Genomic DNA, 17,914 nt, shown 5'->3' on the forward strand with positions numbered 1-17,914 from the left:
TAGCGATCACCCCTCGGCGGCGGAGCGCGCTGCAGCGGCGCGATCGGCGAGCCAGGCTCTGGTCGCAGCGTCCGTTGTCAGCGAAATGGCTTTCTCATAGGCATAAGCGGCCTCCTTCGACTTCCCGGATTCGTTAAGGAAGTGAGCACGAGTCGCCCAGGCGGGTTGGAATCGAGACACTCCGCTGTGTGTGATCGCGTCGAGGGCAGCGAGCCCTGCGTCGGAGCCATCGATGTCACCCACAACAGCAGCGTGGGCGACTTGGGCTCCCAGCGTCGGTGCGATCCGAAGCAAAGCTTCATAGAGAGATCGAAGCGCACTCTGGTCAGTCGAGCCGGATATCGCGCGTGCGCAGTGAACGGATTGGATTGCGGCCTCCAGCTGGAACCGACCCATCCGTCCCACCCCATATGCGTGACGAAGGTACTTTTCTCCGCGTTCGATAGCGACAGCATCCCACCCGGTTGTGTCTTGATTGTCCAGAGCAATGAGCGACCCATCCGACCCCGTACGCGCCGGCGTTCGCGACAACGACAAATAGAGAAGTGCGGCCAGACCCAGCACTTCGGGCTCGTTCGGCAGGAGGTCAGCGAGCAAGGAGCCGAGGTAGAGCGCTTCCGAAGACAGAGACTTGCGGAACGTTGTTCCGAAGATCACGTGCCAGTCGATCGCGTACACGCCGTAGATTGCCTCGAGCACAGCCGGAAGGCGCGCCGGCATCTCGGCGCGCCCGGGAACCCGGAAGGGGATACCGGCGTCCCGGATGCGCCTCTTCGCCCTGACCAGACGCTGCGCCATCGTGGCTGGTGGGATCACAAACGCCTCCGCGATGCGCTCGGCAGTGAGCCCCATCACTGTGTGAAGCATCAGGGGCGTTCGCATGGCTGGATCTATGGCCGGATGTGCACAGGTAAAGAGAAGCGCGAGGCGCTGGTCGGGAATTTTGTCGAACGGCGTGTCGTCCGTAAACGTATCCGCGGATTCCGCGCTGTCGAGCGGAACGCTCGTGCGGTGTGCGGCGGAGCGGTAGTAGTCGCGAAGGCCGTTTCGAGCCACCGTGTAGATCCAGGCCTCTGGCTTGGACGGAACGGCGGTGCGGGACCATACCGCCACGGCACGTGCGAACGCGTCCGCGAGAGCATCTTCCGCTGCGGTCAGGTCTCCGGTGGGTGAAGCGAGCAGCGCGAGCAGGCGCCCGTACGACTGGCGGGCGACCTGCTCAACGACGTCGCGGGCCGCTACTGACTGTTGCGCCATTGTCCGTCCGCGAAGAACACCGCTGTTGGTCGCACCTCGATCACGCCGTACTGGGCAGTCGGGCATTTTTCGGCCCACGCGAGTGCAGCGTCGAGGTCGGGAACGTCGATGACGAAAACTCCATTGAGCTGCTCTTTGGTGTCCGCGAACGGGCCGTCCTGAATCTCTAAGCTCCCTTTGCGGAGCGTCAGCGTTGTCGATGCAGCAACAGGCTGGAGGATGTCGACGGTCACGAGTGCGCCCGCATTCTCGAGTGCCTTGGCGTAGGCATCGAACGCGGCACGAGCCGGTTCCATGTCTTCTTCGGTGATTCCCGCGTCTGCAGGCTCCGGATTGTTGAGCAGAAGTGCGTATCGCATGACAGTTCCTTTCTTCTGGGTGGTCAGGCTAATGGCCGCTGATGTCAGCCGCTATAGAGATGACGAACGAGCCGGTTCCAGATCGACAGAATTGCCACATCTGCCCCCAACGAGGCTGATAAACACGGGCGGCACGCGAGCGGGATTCTGCGGCACGCCCCGAGTGGCAGATACAATAAACACGATCGATCCCAGACGGCTACCAGCCAAGGGATGTGGTCGGAGGAACTCTCTCCGGCCGATGACGGAGGAAACCCCCGACCTTGCCAGATTCAGTTCGTTCGACAACCGACGGTTCAGATTCGCAGACCGCAGCCGACAAGAGGCCGCTTCGGATTCTCATCGGTGCAGACACTTTCTCTCCCGACGTCAACGGGGCTGCCCGTTTCGCGGAGCGTCTCGCCGCAGGGCTCGTCGGGCGGGGGCATGAAGTTCACGTTGTGGCGCCAGCCGCTTCGCGCAAATCCGGGACCTGGACGGAGACGCACGAAGGTCAGCAAATGACCGTGCACCGTTTGACGAGTTGGCGGTGGTACCCGCACGACTGGCTGCGGTTTGCGCTTCCATGGACGGTCAACAGGAACGCGGCGCGCATCATCGACGCAGTGAAGCCCGACGTCATCCACTCGCAGTCGTACCTCATCGTGGGCCGCGGCCTGTCGAACGAGGCGGCCAAGCGTGGCATTCGCATTATTGCGACGAACCACCTCATGCCGGAGAACGCACTCGAGTTCACCCTGCTGCCCGAACGATTCCGTGAGGGCCTGGTGCGCTGGGCCTGGAAGCTCGCTCGCGGAAACCTCAGCCTGGCGGAAGCCGTCACTACGCCGACACGTCGAGCCGCAGATTTCCTCGAGAAGTACACGGGTCTCACCGGAGTGCACGCGATCTCTTGTGGTATCGATGCCCACATGTACACGCCGAGTTTCGAGCCGCGCACCGAGAACCGCATCCTGTTTGTCGGCCGGGTTACCGGTGAAAAGCAGATCGATGTCCTGATCAAGGCGTTCGCCACTCTCGACCCGGCGCTCGATGCGAAGCTCGAGATCGTCGGAGGCGGCGACCAGAAGCGCAACCTGGAGAACCTCGCTGCGCAGCTCGGCCTCGGTGATCGAGTGATTTTCACCGGGTACGTCAGTGACGAGGAACTCCGTGCGACGTATACGCGTGCGACGGTTCTTGCCATGCCGTCGATTGCAGAACTGCAGAGCATTGTGACCATGGAGGCCATGGCATCCGGTCTTCCGGTGGTCGCAGCAAATGCCATGGCGTTGCCGCACCTCGTCCACGACGATGCTAACGGTTACCTTTTCGAGCCGGGCAATGTCTCGGAACTTGCCGATCGATTGACGGATGTCCTCACTGCGTCAGAAGACAAGCTCACGGCCATGAAACGAGAATCGTTGAGCATGATCAAGGCGCACGACATCCAGCGCACGTTGGCCACGTTCGAGAGCATGTATCGTGGACAAGCGGTAACCGACCCGGTTACCGAGGCGATTCCTATCCAGGTGTCTGACGACTAGGCACCACTCGGGGCGGTAGCTCAGCTGGTTAGAGCAGCGGACTCATAATCCGTCGGTCACGGGTTCAAGTCCCGTCCGCCCTACACTTAAACATCGAATGACCAGGTTTCTTGTCCGAGTAAAAGGACGGAAACTTGATGTGCTTAACGCTTGTTCAACGAATATTCATCAGCCCACGCCATCAGAAGGCCCCCGCTGGCACCGTGCACGGCCTGACTTGGGCGAAGGTGTTCATTTCGACTGGGGAACACCTTCAACGCCGTTTTTCGTGATGCCGACAATCATCACGCCGTAACCCTCGAAGGCGTCGGCGGCCCGTGTGGGCATGCGGTTTGCGGCGCCCAGGATGAATTTAGCGACCTTTTGTCTGCTCGTTTTGGAGACGAGGTCAGTGGGGCCTTTGAGTTCCACCACCGCAGCGGCCAAGGGTCGCAAAGCCAGAAGACTCGATCCTTGCCGCGACCGGTGAGCCAGAGCAACTCGCGCCTCGGCAAGAGACCTAGAAACCGGACACAGTGCCCGGCGATCCGGGATAGGTCCCTCTTCAACCGCCAAAAAAGGGTGAGACGAATAGGGACCTCGGCGCTGGAGCGGATGCGACTCCTCGCGCTCGATGCCGGGACCTGCCTCAGCAATACCCGCCGCACGGGTCGCTCAAGACGGTCCGTCGGCAGCCCGCTCAGCGGCGTTGGCCGGGGAAGAGCCGGCGTTCGCCAGCGGATTCTCATCCATTTGCGCGGTGCTCACCGCGTCTTGTCGCCGGTCAAGCCGACCTCCGACCGCTCGCAGGGCAGCGAGGATCGTCGCTAGGTCGACAAGCTCCTGGATCAGGGCCCCGGCAGTCGCGGGAATCAGCCCGAAAGCCGCGATGATCATCAACAGGACCGAGATGGCAATGCCCAGCCAGATGCTCTGTAAAGCGATCCGAACGGTGTCCCGTCCGATTCTGACTGCGACGGCGACCCGCGAGATGTCATCGACAAGTATGACGGCATCCGCTGATTCGCTTGCCGCAGTGGCACCCTTGGCGCCCATAGCGATGCCGACATCGGCCGCTGCAAGTACGGGCGCATCGTTCACGCCGTCGCCGACCATGATGACCGGGCGCTCCGGGATGCTGCCCACTTCGGTGACTTTGTCCGCCGGCAGGCACTCGGCGCGAACCCGGGTGATACCCAGCTCCGATGCGATGTGTTGTGCTGTTTCGGCGGCATCGCCGGTTAGCATCATGGACTGCCTGACACCCAACGCGTCTAGCCGTTGCAGCGTGATTTTCGCGTTCACGCGCAGGCGGTCGCTTGCGAGCAGCGCTCCGGCGTACACCCCGCCGATCGCGACATAGATAGCCAACTCGCCGGGTGCGATCTCCGTGCGCCGCGCGTTCGGAGCATGCTGGGCGACGAACGCGAATTTACCGACCACCACGTCGCGGCCTTGAATACGAGCGACCACGCCGTTCGTGGCGGCCTCTCGCGCCGACTCGGCCTCATGAAGCTCCAGTCCACGCTTTTCGGCCGCAGCGATCATCGACGCCGCAAGGACATGCGACGAATACTGCTCGGCGCTCGCTACGGAAGTCAGCACCTCGTCCGCTGTGAACGGATGCTCCGCCCGTACTTCGGAGAGGGCTGGTGTCCCATAGGTGAGGGTGCCGGTCTTGTCGAAGACAACTGTCCGAGCGGATGACAGTTGTTCGAGCACCCCACCACTCTTCACGATGACGCCGTTGCGCGCGGCTCTGCTCATGCCTCCGATAAAGGCCACGGGCGCTGCGATAAGCAAGGGGCAAGGGGTGGCGAGCACGAGCACTTCGGCGAAGCGCACCGGGTCGCCACTCAGCCACCAGGCAACCGCTCCCAGAGCCAGGGAAAAGAGCGTGAACGGCACGGCGTACCGATCGGCGAGCCTGACGACCGGTGCTTTGCTTTCGGCGGCTTGGGCAACCAAGGCGACGATCTGCTGGTATTGGCTAGCCGACGCTGTCTCTGTGGCCCGGATCTCCACCGCCTCCTGCCCGTTTACGGCGCCACTGAGCACTGCGTCTCCGGCCCGCTTCTGAACCGGGATGCTCTCACCCGTGATGGAGGATTGGTCGAGGGTGGCCTCTGAGGACAACAACACTCCATCAACCGGCACGATCTCGGAGGGGCGTACGAGCAGCACGTCGCCCACGCGGACCTCGTTGATCGGTAGGTCGCTGTATCCTCCTGAAACAGATCGATGCGCGAGTTGTGGCGCCCGGTCGAGCAGCGCATCCAGCTCGCGTTTGGCCCGGCGGTTGGCGAAATCTTCGAGTGCCTCGCCACCTGTCAGCATGAGAACCACGATCAAAGCCGCGATGTACTCGCCGACGAGGACAGTAGAGACGATTGCTGTCACCGCGAGGATGTCCAGTCCGAATTGTCGACGCAACAATGCCCGCACCATCCCCATGGCCTGCCACGCAGCTACCGCCAGTGAATAGGCGCTGAACAGCCATTGCACAAGCCAGCCTGAGCCCGTCAGCGCCAGCGCGACACCGGCGACGCCCACAGCAACGGTGAGCGTGACCGGCCAATACCGCTGTGCGAGGTGAAGGAATCCTGACATGGGATCAGTCTTCACTGATTGTCGTCTTGACACACGAGGAATCAGGAATCTCCATAGCGCTTTGTTGTGGAACAACCGACATTCGGAGATTCCCTTATCAGTCACGCGCGGGGTAGTCAGGTTCGGACAAGGAGGCTACCGTCACTTTGAGGCCGGTAACCGGCCGGCACTCATTTCGCCGATGGAACAGGAGTAGAACGATGACGCACATTACTTCAATGCTGGAAACCTATCCGAAGGACCTCGGCGACATCGACCGACAAAGACTGGCCGACTGTATCGCCGCTTGCTTCGAATGCGCACAAACCTGTACCGCCTGCGCAGACGCGTGCCTGAGCGAAGACATGGTCGCCGAACTCACCAAATGCATCCGCACGAACCTGGACTGCGCCGACGTCTGCGTTACCACCGGCAAGATGCTCTCCCGCCACACCGGCTACGACGCCAACATCACCAGAGCCGTCCTCGAAACCTGCGCGATGACGTGCAAGGCGTGCGCTGATGAATGCGAACAGCACGCCGGTATGCACGAGCATTGCCGGGTCTGCGCCGAAGTATGCCGCCGCTGCGAAGCCGCCTGCAATGATCTGATCTCTTCCCTCGGCCGGGGATCCTCCGAGTAGAAGCAACAACATGCGCTCTCGTCGCACGGCCGGATCTGCGCAGCACCAACGGACGCTTGCATTGTCGCCTGGACGCCGCCGAGGGCACGGTGGAGATCGTCGGCCGCAGGGCCACCGCCTTGAGCTTCAACGGTGGCATCCCAGAGCCAACGGTCCGGATGAAGGCCGGGGACCGGGTGGATATCACTCTGCACAACGCTCTTGACCACCCAACAAAGCTTCACGGGCACGGCCTGCATGTCTCGCCAGAGGGCAACAGCGACACCACCAGGACGTCCGTCGTGTCACGAGTTGCTTTATGTCGCTGACTGGCGACAAGCGTGCTTCCCGGCTAAGCCGGAGTGGCCCTCTGAAATGAGTCAGGGCGGCGAGGCGACTTCGCGTAGCAGGCAAGTCAATTGCCGTTTACTCCCTGCTCTTTCGAACTTCGGCTTCGGTCATAAGTCGCAGCGAGTCCCAAGCCTCCAAGACCTCCTCGGGACTCGCGGGTCGAGCACCGCCAGCCAGGTGCACGTTCTCGGTCGACGCGGACGTCGTCGCGATGACGCTGTCGCCTTCCATCCGTGCGTAGCCGGTGCCGTCGGTTAACCGCCACAGCCCGCCCTCCTGGACGCACCAGGCTGCGTAGTCCTGCATCGTGTCTGTGGGTTCGAGTCCCATATTGGGGGCGGAGATATACCAGCACGGCGTAGTCTCCGGATTCGTGGGGATAGGGTTCCGGTCGATAACGACTTCCACGACTCCGCCGTCGACAGTGGTAGAAAGCGTTCGAGGCGGCCCACCGTCGGAAACGACCCCGAAAATCGTGCCACCGGGAAGGTCCGCGACGATCGGAAAGGTCCCGCTCTGGATGTAGGCCTCAAAGTTCGCGTCCTCCTGCGCGGCCGCTTGCTGTGCATCCAGCGCTTCCCGCTCGGCCTGCCAAGAACTCACGTGCTGGCCGTTTGAGGTGGTGATCACAACAAGGACCCCGATCAGAAGTGCGATGCCAACCACGCCGACGACCCGCAGCCGCCATGTCACAAGGAACAGGCCGAGTGTCAGTGCTGCAGGGACCGCAACCAACACGTGCACGAGCTCGAAACCGGGTTCGACCCAAATCATCGGGACTGTGCCGAAGTCAAACAGCGCAATACCCAGCCCGACGAAGGCAATGAACGTTACGACGGTGGCCGCGGGCATGGCGCCTGGGATGTTCCGGCGACCGGTGCATACGGAGACGATAATCGAGATCAGAATCACCGCAAGAACGGGGGCGATGATCAATAGCGGCAGGCCCGCCCACCCAGCGAGAAGCAGAACCACGGTGCTCCTCAAACCGAAATTCAGAGTTGCCCACAAAACGATCGCGGTCAGGACCAGCGCGATCACAGATCGCAGCGAAGTCGGTGGCGGGAGCACCCTGACCAATCGGGGGCGAGTGTCGGTCGTGCCCGTCACAGCTGGTCGCGGGGTTCGCTTGGCCGACCGGTCTCGTTCATGAGCCGAGTCAATCTCATCCCGCCCCGATGATCAAGCAAATCGCCAACGCCGATGCGTGGGCGACTAGCTGCATTCCGGCTTGAGATGATGATTGCCGAATGTACTTAGCCGACGCTTGCTACCGAACGCTCTCGGCGTCGCCGACCGAGGTCTTGATGCCTTAGCCCGATTGCGACTAAACATGCCACCCCTGTGCGGGTAGACAACCGTCGCCCATAATTGAGCCAGCTGCATCGACTGCTCCTGTGCCTACCGCACTCCGCGGCAGACCTTTCGATCCGGCAGGAAAGAAGAACCTGATGAAAGCACTGCGCTACGTCGAAATCGGCAAGCCTCCCGTCGTCCTCGACATTCCTATCCCGAAGCCCGGACCCGGTCAGGTGCTCCTCAAGGTCACAGCCGGGGGCGTCTGCCACTCCGACGACTACGTGATGAGCCTCCCCGAGAAGGACTACCTTGAGCAGAGCTACCCGCTGCCGTTGACCCTCGGCCACGAGGGCGCTGGCATCGTTCACGAGCTCGGCGAGGGTGTCGACTCGACGCTCAAAGTCGGCGACCCGGTAGCTGTCTACGGGCCGTGGGGCTGCGGCCGTTGCCACAACTGCTCGATGGGTATGGAGAACTACTGCACGAATGCAGCCGCCGAGGGCATCCGTCCTCCCGGGCTCGGCAGCCAGGGTTCGATGGCTGAGTACATGATCGTTGACGACGCCCGGCACCTCGTCCCGCTCGGTGATCTCGATCCGGTACAAAACGTGTCGCTCACCGACGCTGGCCTCACCCCGTACCACGCGATTAAGCGATCACTGCCGAAGCTCGGCGCGGGAACCTTCGCCGTCGTCATTGGCACTGGCGGACTCGGACACGTGGGCATCCAGATCCTGAAGGCGCTCTCGGGCGCAACAGTGATCGCTCTTGACGTTAGCGATGAAAAGCTGAAGCTGGCCACCGAGGTCGGAGCTGATCACGTGTTGATTAGCGATGCGACCGCCGATGAGGGGATCCGGAAGCTCACCGGGGGACTCGGTGCCAACGCCGTGTTTGACTTCGTCGGAGCGAACCCGACAATGGCGCTTGCCCAGAGCGTGGCCGCACTCGATTCGGATGTAACCATTGTCGGCATAGGCGGAGGCACCATGACCCTTGGCTTTGGCTCGATCGCCTTCGACGCAGCTGTGCGCATACCCTATTGGGGACCCCCGCTCCGAGCTGATTGAGGTCCTCGACCTCGCCCGTGCCGGAAAGATCCACGTGCAGACCGAGACGTACAGCCTCGAGAATGGTCCCAAAGCCTACGAGGACCTCGCAGCGAACAGCATTCGGGGCAGAGCCGTCATCGTTCCCTAGTCGGGGCATGGCGCACGACTGCAACCGTTGAATCACGCCGCGCTTGAAATGATTTCGAAGCGCGGGCGCCTGGCGAACAGCTTGTTTCGGCTCAGTAGTTTTGCACGCGTCGGATCGACCACTGCGCCTGAACTCCCCAATCGAACAGCGCCACCGCTCATCTGACGAAGTCGTTCGGGTCCAGCAAAGCCGATGACGGGGAGGGGCAGCGACCCCCTATTCCAATTGCTTCCGGTGATCCTCGATGTCTGGCGTGGCGCGCACCACGTCCGCGATCTCTTCCTCTGGTCGAGGGGCGATGTTCTCGTCCACTTCCAGCTCGGGAATCGAGGATTCATTCACACCGGGTACACGATGTCGCGGCGGCTGCTGGGCATTCGAGGACACAATGAATCCTTTCGTCGGCGAAACACTTCAAGCGTAACGGGTGGCGAATCAGACTCATCTGGAGTGGGAGAACGGGCTGAGTCATCCCGAGTCTGGCTCCTAGTCAGTCCGCTGTCGTGTGAAGGGTTGGCGCGCGGGGTGCAATCTCGGTCAGGATCGGCGACGCGCAAGCACGAAAATTGCGACACCCGTGGCGACGATACCCAGAGCGATCGCTCCCCACGGGGCACCCGGCTTGGGGTCGACGCGCGTAGACGGGTCTTCACCGCGTCGCATGATGGGAAGATGCTCGACCGCATGCGAGGCTCTCGTCAGCGCCGCGCTCAGGGAGCGCAGCGACGCGTCGAAGTTCCCTGCGTCTCCGTGTACCAGCATGTCGACTCGGTCGCGGGCGCGATCCAGCACCGATAGCGGAAGCGCCGCCACCACGTTTCCGGGCGGTCTCCGAGCAACCACTGGATGGGCGCGCGTGGGAGCTACGCGGCGAACGACTTCCCATGCGAGGCCGAGCATTCGCAGCTGGGAGACCGAGACCTTTGTCTGGAGGCGAGGAAAGAGTTCGTCCTCCTCGTCGCGCACGTCCTCACGGAGTACCTCGATGAGGCGGTCGAGTATGGGCTCCCGCTCGACGGAGTGGGCGTCCAGGCTCTCGAGGCGCGTCACCAGTTCGTTGACCTCCTGATGCTCGCGCTCGACCTGCAAAGTGAGTTCCTCGCCGTCTTCCAGGACCCGGCGCATAACCGGCCAGAGCACCGATTCTTCTGCGAACGCATGCGGAAACACCAGACGATAAATGTCCAGGAGCACACGGTTTTGCTGGTTCGGCGCCGTGGTGCTGAGCCGTTCCAGGAGACTGTCGAGGGTGACGTGATCGTCCCGCTGTCGAGTAAGAACGCTGACGCGCCCGCCCAACTCCGCAATGCTCTGGTCTGCGACTGACCTCATCGTAATTCCCTTCCCCGGTGAACGAAACTCGACGAGTTTACCGCCCGTCATTCTCGACGTCGCCCCTCTCGCCTCCGGGAGACGGCTCTGATATGGGGTGGGGTTGCCCATCGAAGCAGGCATCCCGACGTGAATGGCCCCTTACGCCAGCTTCCCCAAGCTATTCATGAATGAGAGCAGCGGGCTTGTTACCGTGGGTTGTCCTTGGGCATTCAGGGACGGATGTCTGCAAATCTTAATGTTCGGATGACGTGGTCTTTCGTGGGCGCCCTGCAGCGAGGGCGCGGGCGGCGAGGTTGGGGCGGTAGTCGAGTTCCTCGATCGCGGCGGTGACGCGTGAGCGGGTTGCCTCTGCAACATTGACCGAACCGGTCACGACATTGGAAACGGTCTTGATGGACACTCCGGCGAGTCCGGCGACGTCGACCATGGTCGGAACTCTCGTCCCCGAAACTGCGATAGTGTCCTCGCCTGCCTCCACGTCGTATCCGTTACGTCGACGCATCTTGATGTAGTTACCACAGCCGGCCATCGAGCACCACCGACCTGACTGGTTTCGTGAGTTGTCCCAATAAGCCCACCTGCACGTGTCTCGTGAGCATGCCTTGAGCCTTGTCCAGTTTCCGTCTGCACGGGCGGCCTCAACAGCACTAAGCACGGGAGTGAGGGCCGGCGCAATGCCGGAAGCGCCAGCCGCCGAAAGACTGAACGCTCCGCCGTCGTCGAAACTCATTCGAAGCGGGAGGCGGCGCAGTGCGTCGTTGAGCTCTTCGAGAGGTTTCGCGAAAGGGTAGTGGCCCGCGTGCATCAACAAGACTGAGCGCAGCCCTTCGCGCAGGCGCTTAGCCAAATCCAGGTCATCCGCGTTCAGGTCATGTCCTTGCCAACCGAGCTTGTTCGTACACCAGCCGGCCAGGTCAGACGGATCCTGCCAACTATCATTATCGATCTGCCACTCGACAGTGTTGACAAAATCACGGACCAAGAGCAGCGCGGGCGGAATTGGATCCTCGATAGCCACCTTCATGACTCCAATAATGTGCAGATGATGGTGTCAACGCAACCCCCACCACCTCGAAAGGGAAGGAGCCGGTGAGGGCGGTGGGTCGGCACTCCGGTGGGAAGCTCTGCGAGAGTGTCAAACTTGGGGCCTGTTGTGTCGCCTGGAGCGACCTGTGCGGGCAGGCCTGCAGCATGGCGGCGATATAGTCAGGGAATGGCGCGAACCATTGCAACTTCAACGTCCGTCGACCGCGACAACCTCCTCGACTTCATCCGACCTCGTCACCGGATGCTGCTCGCAACGACCCGTGCGGATGGGAGACCGCAGATGTCTCCGGTCACAGGAGGAGTAGATGCTCACGGGCGGATCGTTATCTCCACCTATCCGGCTCGAAGCAAAACGCGGAATGCTGCCCGGAATCCGCGCACATCGGTCGTTATCTTCTCCGACGAGTGGGATGGCCCGTGGGTTCAAGTGGATGGTGATGCGGAAGTCCTGCACATGCCCGAGGCAGCCGATGGGCTCGTTGACTACTTTCGGTGTATCGCTGGCGAGCATCCGGATTGGGAGGAGTACCGCGCTGCCATGAAGATTCAGGATAAATCGCTGATACGGATCACTCCGAGTCGTTGGGGGCCAATCGCGACCGGTGGTTTCCCGGCGGACGTCGCGTCGCGACTCGACTCGTAGTAGCGAGAATGCAGTAGCCAGAAGAGCGCTGCACCAAGCTGAACGCGGTGCTGAGGTTGAGCGTGCCGTCGATGTGACTCGAACCGGAGCCGCGATGGGATGACAGTCATCCTCATGTGCGGGGACTCGTATTCACCCGTCTGCTCTATCCGCTCTATGCAAACCCGCTGTGCCCAATCAAACTGGTCGCATGTATACCGGGCCCAAAGCATGGGTATTGCATGTCGATCTCGACCAGTTCATCGCTGCTGTTGAGATCCTTCGGCGGCCCGAGCTTGCGGGCAAGCCGGTGATCGTTGGCGGCCGAGGCGATCCGACGGAGCGAGCGGTCGTCTCGACCGCCTCGTACGAAGCACGGGCGTTTGGTGTGGGCTCTGGCATGCCATTGCGGATCGCCGCGCGAAAGGTCCCCGATGCGGTGATCCTGCCCGTTGACGCGGAAACCTACACGGCCGCATCGCACGAAGTCATGGCCAGCCTCCGTGAGCAGCCAGGGGCGGTCGTGCAGGTGCTCGGTTGGGATGAGGCGTTTGTGGGAATCGTTGAGGAGGACCCCGAGTCCTACGCTCGAGCGATCCAGCGGGCCATTCTTGAGCGCACCCAACTGCACTGCAGCGTCGGAATTGGAGACACTCTGGTGCGCGCCAAGGTTGCCACTGGCTTCGGAAAGCCGCGGGGGGTCTTTCGTTTGACCGCAGAAAACTGGAGCGAGGTGATGGGGGGTTTGCCTACGCGCGAGTTGTGGGGAGTCGGACCGAAGGTTTCCCGCCGACTGACGACACTGGGAATCACATCTGTCAGTGACCTGGCGCACGCTGACGTGCAGGATCTGGTGACCGAGTTCGGACCGAAAATGGGTCCGTGGTATCAGCAACTTGGTCGCGGTGAAGGTGCCAGTGTTGTGGACGACACTCCCTGGGTGGCGCGAGGGCATAGCCGTGAGACGACCTACCAGCTGGACCTCATGACGCCCACAGAGGTCGCAGAACAAACACGTGAACTGGTCAACCGTGTTTTCGAAGATGTTGCGGCAGAGGGGCGGCCCGTTATCGGTATCACCCTCAAGGTTCGCTACGTTCCGTTCACCACCAAGGTATTCACCAGAAAGATTGCGGAAACGCAGGACCGAGAGGCAGTGCTCGAACGAGCAATGGAACTCCTCAAGAAGGTCGAAGACCGCCCAATTCGGCTTTTAGGCTTTCGCGCGGAGATGTCGATGCCGGCCGAAGCGCGAGAGGGGCATACTCCAACCCGAAGTGGATGGTGACGTGGCTCGAGGGGTTGTGGGCGATTACGAGCGGAGCTGGGCGGTCGAATCGCGCACAACGAGTTCGGTGGCCAGTTCCATGTGCGTGGCATCGAGTTGCTCGCCATGGGACAGCCGCAACACTCCACGCAGGGCGGCTCGTCCCATCTCCTGCAGCGGCTGAGCTACTGATGTCAGTCGGGGGAGCGTTTGTTCGGCCAGGGGAGTACCGTCGAATCCGACCAGACTCAAGTCGTCCGGCACGCGAAGCCCGCGTTCACGTGCCACCTCAAGCACGCCCAGGGCAATCGTGTCGCTGGCCGCGAAGATGGCGGTCGGTGGCTCGGGCAGTGAAAGCACGCGGCGGGTCGCTTCAGCTCCCGACTCGCGCGTGAAAGCACCGTCGGTGATGTAGTCGGAACGCGCGGCGATGCCACGACTCATCAGAGCGGCAAGGTAGCCGTGCAACCGTGCCACGCTGCATTCTGCCGCGGCAGGGCCACCGAAAAATGCTATGCGCTCATGGTCGAGCGCGAGCAAGTGTTCGGTTGCTGCTTTGCCACCCGCCCAGTTGGTCGCCCCGACGCTGGCGAAATCGCCGGACGGCGGTGAGTTCAGCGGATCGATGACCATGACAGCGATGCCGCGTCGTGAAAAAGCTAGCACTTGGGCACTTGTCACTTCAGACGTCACGAAAATGATTCCCGTCCGCCCGGACTCCTGCATACGCTGTGCCCAGTCCTCGTGGTCGACGCGCGCGAGTTTGTTCGGTGTGTGGCTGCTGACGACGACATCAACCTCGCCGTTCGCTGCGTAGTCGAGAATGCCGTGGAGTATTTCCATCGAGTAAGCGCCGTCATGGACGCCGATGACGAGGTCGACCATCGCAGGTCCGGTTAGGCGGCTCCGCCTCTGCGCCGGCGAGCGGTAGCCGAGCTCATCGAGCGCAGACTGCACTCGAAGCCGCGTGCTCTCGGCGACATCGTCGCGACCGTTGATCACCTTTGACACGGTCGGCGTCGACACCCCGGCCAGGGCAGCTACCGTGGCCAGCACCGGCTTGGCGGATGATTTCATCGAAAACCTGGATTCTGTGAGGGCCGCTCTCGAAAAGTTTCGACTCCAGCATGCCCCATTTCGGCGGCGATCGACCGCTACTTCGCAAATTCCCTTGACTAGTTTTGTTGTCGCTCGCTACATTTGATCCCAATCGCGACAGAATTGCGAAACTTATCGGAAGAAAAGAATTTTCTTTCTGTCGACAGATACCGGTCATTTATCAATGGAGATAGACATGGAAACCAAGGCAACTCCGTCTCGTCGCACGTTCATCTCGCTGGCGATTGCCGCGCCCCTGCTGACGTGGGGCCTCACTTCATGCGGTACAACTGGCCCCGGTGGCGGTGGCGCAGCCGCGGGCGGGGCATCAATGTGGGCACTGTCCGGCGATCCCAACGAAACCATCCGTAAAAACTCGGTAGACGCCTTCAACAAGAAGAATCCGAAAACACCGCTCAAGCTCACGTTCTTCCAGAACGACGCGTACAAGACCAAAATCAAAACAGCGATCGGTGCCGGCCAAGCTCCGACCATGATCTACGGCTGGGGCGGTGGAACTCTCAAGTCCTATGCCGATGCGGGCCAGGTTGAGGACCTCACCAGCTGGTTCGAGGAGAACCCCGACGTCAAGGACCGGCTCTTCGCTGGTGCCTTCGGCGCGGCAACGGTGGACGGCAAGATCTACGCGATCCCGATTCAGGCTGTGCAGCCGGTCGTCTTCTTCTACAACAAGGAACTGTTCAAGCAGGTTGGGGCAGAGCCGCCTGCCACTTGGTCCGACGTGATGAGCCTGGTCAAGACGTTCAACGATGCCGGTATTGCGCCGTTCTCGCTCGGCGGTCAATCTCGTTGGACGTCGATGATGTGGCTGCAGTACATGTTCGACCGTGTCGGTGGACCCGAGGTCTTCACGGATATCTTCAACGGCAAGGCTGACGCGTGGTCGCACCCGGCGGCGCTCGAAGCGCTGACCAAGATTCAGGAACTGGTCAAGGCGGACGGTTTCATCAAGGGCTTCAACTCGATCACCGCAGACAGCAACGCTGACCAGGCGCTGTTGTACACCGGCAAGGCGGCCATGATGCTTCACGGGTCGTGGACCTACGGCGGTATGAAGAACGACGGTGGCGGATTCGTGCAGGACGGCAAACTCGGTTGGGTACCGTTCCCGGCCGTCGAAGGGGGAGTCGGTGATCCCAAGAACGCGGTCGGGAATCCCTGCAACTACCTTTCGATCTCGTCGAAGGCCTCCGATGAGGAGAAATCGGCAGCGAAGAAGTACTTCACCGAGTCGCTGTCTAACGATGACGAGGTTGCTGCGTTCATCGAGACCGGCGCAGTGCCGGTCGTCAACGGCATCGAAGACCAGATCAAGGAAACTGAAGAGAGCGACTTCCTCAGTCACGTCTATGAGCTCGGTGCCAATGCGCCTGCGTTCCAGCAGTCCTGGGACCAGGCCCTGAGCCCGACCGCGGCTGAAGCGCTACTCAACAACATCGATCAGTTGTTTGTGCTGTCGATCACACCCGAGAAGTTCGCTCAGAACATGAACGAGACTCTTGGCAAATGACCGCAACATTCGTCGACCGGCGACGACAGTCGCGGGAGGAGTCGGCTAGCGTCGCGAGCGGGAAGACGGGACGAATCGCCTGGTTGGCGATCCCGGCGCTCGTCTTCTTCATCGCGTTCGCGGTGATTCCACTTGCCGGGGTTCTCATTCTCAGCTTCACCAACTGGGACGGTATCGGTGCCATCACACCCGCGGGATTCGCCAACTGGGCGGAGATGCTGACCGATCCGGACATGTACCACGCGCTGTGGCTGACGCTCGCGGTTATGGTGCTGTCGTGGCTGGTGCAAACCCCGCTGAGCCTGCTGCTCGGAGTATTCACGGCTGGAACCCAGAAGTACCGCGCTGTTCTCGCCGTGCTGTACTTCCTTCCCTTGCTGCTCTCATCGGCGGCCATTGCGGTTGCTTACAAAGCGCTGCTTGACCCGAACTTCGGACTGGGAGCAGGACTGGGCTTACCGTTCCTCTCGCAGGACTGGTTGGGTAACCCGCAACTGGCCTTTAGTGTGGTGATCTTCATCATCGCCTGGCAGTTCATCCCGTTTCACACGTTGATCTACCAAGGCGGTGTGCGGCAGATCCCTCGCTCCATCTATGAGGCAGCGGAGATCGACGGTGCCGGGAGGGTGAAGCAGTTCTTCTTCATCACGATTCCACAGCTCAAGTACACGATCATCACCTCGTCCACGCTGATGACCGTCGGCGCGCTGACCTACTTCGACCTGATCTTCGTGCTCACCGGCGGAGGCCCGGCGAACGCCACACGCATCCTTCCGCTGGACATGTACCTGCTCGGGTTCCGGGCGAACCTCATGGGACCAGCCAGCGTCATCGCCGTGATCCTCGTGGTAATCGGCCTTGCACTGGCGCTGTTCCTCCAGCGGCTCGGCGGCACGGACAAATCCAGCTCGCAGCTTGACGGGATGTGACATGACGACCACAACAGCGACGGTGCAACCGTCGAAAACGCTCCCCGCAGCATCCGCTCGATCGAAAAAGCGACTGCGGCACCTCAACCTCCCGGGCGGAATCGCGGGGTGGATCTGGCTCGCGATCATCATCATCCCGATCTACTACGTCGTCATTACGAGCCTGAAGACGCAAGCCAACTACTTCGCACAGAACCCGCTCGCGATACCGACCGAACCGACCCTCCACAACTACGTGATGGTGCTCGAGGCGGACTTCGCCCGGTACTTCCTCAACAGCGCGATCATCACCCTCGGTGCCGTCGTACCGACCCTGATCGTGTCGTTTATGGCGGCGTTCGCCATCGTTCGAGGACGCGGACGGTTCCTCAAGGGCGTCAACGCCCTGTTTCTGATGGGACTGGCGATTCCGCTGCAGGCGACGATCATCCCGGTGTACCTCATCATCATTCGACTGAGCCTGTACGACAGCCTGCTGGCCATCATCCTGCCGTCGATCGCCTTTGCCATTCCGCTCAGCGTGTTGATTCTGTCGAACTTCATTCGCGATGTTCCCAATGAGCTGTTCGAGTCGATGCGCCTCGACGGCTGCAGCGAATGGCAGACCCTGTGGCGTCTTGCCCTGCCGTTGACGAAACCCGCCCTCGTCACGGTTGGGATCTACAACGGCCTTGGCGTCTGGAACGGATTCCTGTTGCCGCTCGTTCTGACCCAGAGCCCCGAACTGCGGGTGTTGCCGCTCGCGCTATGGAACTTCCAGGGGGAGTTCAGCGTCAACGTGCCGGCCGTCCTCGCCTGCGTCGTTCTGACCACATTGCCCATTCTTGTCCTCTATATCATCGGTCGTCGCCAGCTTCTCGCGGGTCTGACGGCCGGGTTCAGCAAGTAACAACCAGCTAGGA

17 protein-coding genes, 1 tRNA gene and 1 pseudogene are annotated in these 17,914 nt (G+C 61.5%); 10 read left to right on the forward strand and 9 right to left on the reverse strand.

Going from position 1 to position 17,914, the window contains the following annotated elements:
* Positions 1–6: 6 nt before the first annotated feature.
* Both L1277_RS04015 and L1277_RS04020 read right to left on the reverse strand, forming a co-directional pair.
* The gene (locus tag L1277_RS04015) at positions 7–1,257 is read right to left on the reverse strand and encodes an RNA polymerase sigma factor (RefSeq protein ID WP_253375039.1); all 1,251 of its coding nucleotides are present in this window, start codon (positions 1,255–1,257) and stop codon (positions 7–9) included.
* Positions 1,239–1,616, reverse strand: a complete 378-nt coding sequence (locus tag L1277_RS04020; protein WP_253375040.1) for a YciI family protein — start codon at positions 1,614–1,616, stop codon at positions 1,239–1,241. Before L1277_RS04020 ends, L1277_RS04015 begins: the two co-directional genes overlap by 19 nt.
* Positions 1,617–1,879: 263 nt before the next feature.
* Between L1277_RS04020 and L1277_RS04025 the strand changes: the two genes are divergently transcribed.
* Together L1277_RS04025 and L1277_RS04030 are read left to right on the forward strand one after the other, a co-directional pair.
* Positions 1,880–3,142, forward strand: coding sequence for a glycosyltransferase (locus L1277_RS04025; protein WP_253375041.1), 1,263 nt, complete (start codon positions 1,880–1,882; stop codon positions 3,140–3,142).
* Between the two features lie 9 nt (positions 3,143–3,151).
* Positions 3,152–3,225 (forward strand) — tRNA-Ile (locus L1277_RS04030).
* Positions 3,226–3,373: 148 nt separating this feature from the next.
* Here L1277_RS04030 and L1277_RS04035 read toward each other — a convergent pair.
* A complete protein-coding gene (locus L1277_RS04035; protein WP_253375042.1) occupies positions 3,374–3,556 on the reverse strand; it encodes a hypothetical protein in 183 nt (60 codons plus the stop codon).
* Between the two features lie 240 nt (positions 3,557–3,796).
* The gene (locus L1277_RS04040; protein WP_253375043.1) at positions 3,797–5,731 is read right to left on the reverse strand and encodes a heavy metal translocating P-type ATPase; all 1,935 of its coding nucleotides are present in this window, start codon (positions 5,729–5,731) and stop codon (positions 3,797–3,799) included.
* A 200-nt stretch (positions 5,732–5,931) separates the two neighbouring features.
* Here L1277_RS04040 and L1277_RS04045 point away from each other — a divergent pair, with 200 nt between their 5' ends.
* Complete coding sequence (locus L1277_RS04045) at positions 5,932–6,354, forward strand: four-helix bundle copper-binding protein (RefSeq protein ID WP_253375044.1); 423 nt, start codon at positions 5,932–5,934, stop codon at positions 6,352–6,354.
* An 89-nt stretch (positions 6,355–6,443) separates the two neighbouring features.
* A complete protein-coding gene (locus tag L1277_RS04050) occupies positions 6,444–6,662 on the forward strand; it encodes a multicopper oxidase domain-containing protein (protein WP_253375045.1) in 219 nt (72 codons plus the stop codon).
* Positions 6,663–6,759: 97 nt separating this feature from the next.
* Here the strand turns inward: L1277_RS04050 and L1277_RS04055 are convergent, their stop codons facing one another.
* Positions 6,760–7,659: a hypothetical protein gene (locus tag L1277_RS04055; protein ID WP_253375046.1), complete on the reverse strand. Its 900-nt coding sequence runs from the start codon at positions 7,657–7,659 to the stop codon at positions 6,760–6,762.
* Positions 7,660–8,135: 476 nt separating this feature from the next.
* Between L1277_RS04055 and L1277_RS04060 the strand changes: the two are divergent.
* Positions 8,136–9,183: pseudogene (locus L1277_RS04060) on the forward strand (NAD(P)-dependent alcohol dehydrogenase).
* 216 nt (positions 9,184–9,399) lie between these two features.
* On the opposite strand, the gene L1277_RS15570 reads toward L1277_RS04060, so the two are convergent.
* The 3 genes from L1277_RS15570 to L1277_RS15575 form a co-directional block, all read right to left on the reverse strand.
* The gene (locus tag L1277_RS15570) at positions 9,400–9,525 is read right to left on the reverse strand and encodes a hypothetical protein (protein WP_256481337.1); all 126 of its coding nucleotides are present in this window, start codon (positions 9,523–9,525) and stop codon (positions 9,400–9,402) included.
* Positions 9,526–9,720: 195 nt separating this feature from the next.
* A complete protein-coding gene (locus tag L1277_RS04065) occupies positions 9,721–10,515 on the reverse strand; it encodes a hemerythrin domain-containing protein (RefSeq protein ID WP_253375047.1) in 795 nt (264 codons plus the stop codon).
* 235 nt (positions 10,516–10,750) lie between these two features.
* Entirely contained in the window at positions 10,751–11,542 is a 792-nt protein-coding gene (locus tag L1277_RS15575) for a LacI family DNA-binding transcriptional regulator (RefSeq protein WP_308215076.1), read from the reverse strand.
* A gap of 189 nt (positions 11,543–11,731) precedes the next feature.
* Between L1277_RS15575 and L1277_RS04080 the strand changes: the two genes are divergently transcribed.
* The gene (locus tag L1277_RS04080) at positions 11,732–12,208 is read left to right on the forward strand and encodes a PPOX class F420-dependent oxidoreductase (protein WP_253375048.1); all 477 of its coding nucleotides are present in this window, start codon (positions 11,732–11,734) and stop codon (positions 12,206–12,208) included.
* Between the two features lie 190 nt (positions 12,209–12,398).
* Positions 12,399–13,475 carry a DNA polymerase IV gene (locus L1277_RS04085; protein WP_253375049.1) on the forward strand — a complete coding sequence of 359 codons (1,077 nt, stop codon included), beginning with the start codon at positions 12,399–12,401 and terminating at the stop codon, positions 13,473–13,475.
* Between the two features lie 24 nt (positions 13,476–13,499).
* Here the strand turns inward: L1277_RS04085 and L1277_RS04090 are convergent, their stop codons facing one another.
* Positions 13,500–14,531 (reverse strand): LacI family DNA-binding transcriptional regulator, encoded by a 1,032-nt coding sequence (locus tag L1277_RS04090; protein WP_253375050.1) that lies wholly within the window; start codon positions 14,529–14,531, stop codon positions 13,500–13,502.
* A gap of 217 nt (positions 14,532–14,748) precedes the next feature.
* On the opposite strand from L1277_RS04090, the gene L1277_RS04095 reads away from it, so the two are divergent.
* Genes L1277_RS04095 through L1277_RS04105 form a run of 3 tightly spaced genes read left to right on the forward strand, consistent with a single transcriptional unit; the run spans position 14,749 to position 17,901 of the window.
* On the forward strand, positions 14,749–16,083 hold the full coding sequence (locus L1277_RS04095; protein WP_253375051.1) for an extracellular solute-binding protein: 1,335 nt from the start codon (positions 14,749–14,751) through the stop codon (positions 16,081–16,083).
* Positions 16,080–17,012, forward strand: coding sequence for a carbohydrate ABC transporter permease (locus L1277_RS04100; RefSeq protein ID WP_253375052.1), 933 nt, complete (start codon positions 16,080–16,082; stop codon positions 17,010–17,012). The genes L1277_RS04095 and L1277_RS04100 overlap by 4 nt, the downstream gene beginning before the upstream one ends.
* Position 17,013: 1 nt before the next feature.
* The gene (locus L1277_RS04105) at positions 17,014–17,901 is read left to right on the forward strand and encodes a carbohydrate ABC transporter permease (RefSeq protein ID WP_253375053.1); all 888 of its coding nucleotides are present in this window, start codon (positions 17,014–17,016) and stop codon (positions 17,899–17,901) included.
* Positions 17,902–17,914: the final 13 nt, after the last annotated feature.

Source organism: Okibacterium sp. HSC-33S16, assembly GCF_024171565.1.
Taxonomy (GTDB): Bacteria; Actinomycetota; Actinomycetes; order Actinomycetales; family Microbacteriaceae; genus Mycetocola_A.

Bases quoted from the DNA above. Each gene is read 5' to 3' on its own strand.
- L1277_RS04015 (WP_253375039.1), bottom strand. From the start codon at position 1,257: ATGGCGCAACAGTCAGTAGCGGCCCGCGACGTCGTTGAGCAGGTCGCC.
- L1277_RS04020 (WP_253375040.1), bottom strand. From the start codon at position 1,616: ATGCGATACGCACTTCTGCTCAACAATCCGGAGCCTGCAGACGCGGGA.
- L1277_RS04040 (WP_253375043.1), bottom strand. From the start codon at position 5,731: ATGTCAGGATTCCTTCACCTCGCACAGCGGTATTGGCCGGTCACGCTC.
- L1277_RS04045 (WP_253375044.1), top strand. From the start codon at position 5,932: ATGACGCACATTACTTCAATGCTGGAAACCTATCCGAAGGACCTCGGC.
- L1277_RS04065 (WP_253375047.1), bottom strand. From the start codon at position 10,515: ATGAGGTCAGTCGCAGACCAGAGCATTGCGGAGTTGGGCGGGCGCGTC.
- L1277_RS15575 (WP_308215076.1), bottom strand. From the start codon at position 11,542: ATGAAGGTGGCTATCGAGGATCCAATTCCGCCCGCGCTGCTCTTGGTC.
- L1277_RS04080 (WP_253375048.1), top strand. From the start codon at position 11,732: ATGGCGCGAACCATTGCAACTTCAACGTCCGTCGACCGCGACAACCTC.
- L1277_RS04085 (WP_253375049.1), top strand. From the start codon at position 12,399: ATGTATACCGGGCCCAAAGCATGGGTATTGCATGTCGATCTCGACCAG.
- L1277_RS04090 (WP_253375050.1), bottom strand. From the start codon at position 14,531: ATGAAATCATCCGCCAAGCCGGTGCTGGCCACGGTAGCTGCCCTGGCC.
- L1277_RS04095 (WP_253375051.1), top strand. From the start codon at position 14,749: ATGGAAACCAAGGCAACTCCGTCTCGTCGCACGTTCATCTCGCTGGCG.
- L1277_RS04100 (WP_253375052.1), top strand. From the start codon at position 16,080: ATGACCGCAACATTCGTCGACCGGCGACGACAGTCGCGGGAGGAGTCG.
- L1277_RS04105 (WP_253375053.1), top strand. From the start codon at position 17,014: ATGACGACCACAACAGCGACGGTGCAACCGTCGAAAACGCTCCCCGCA.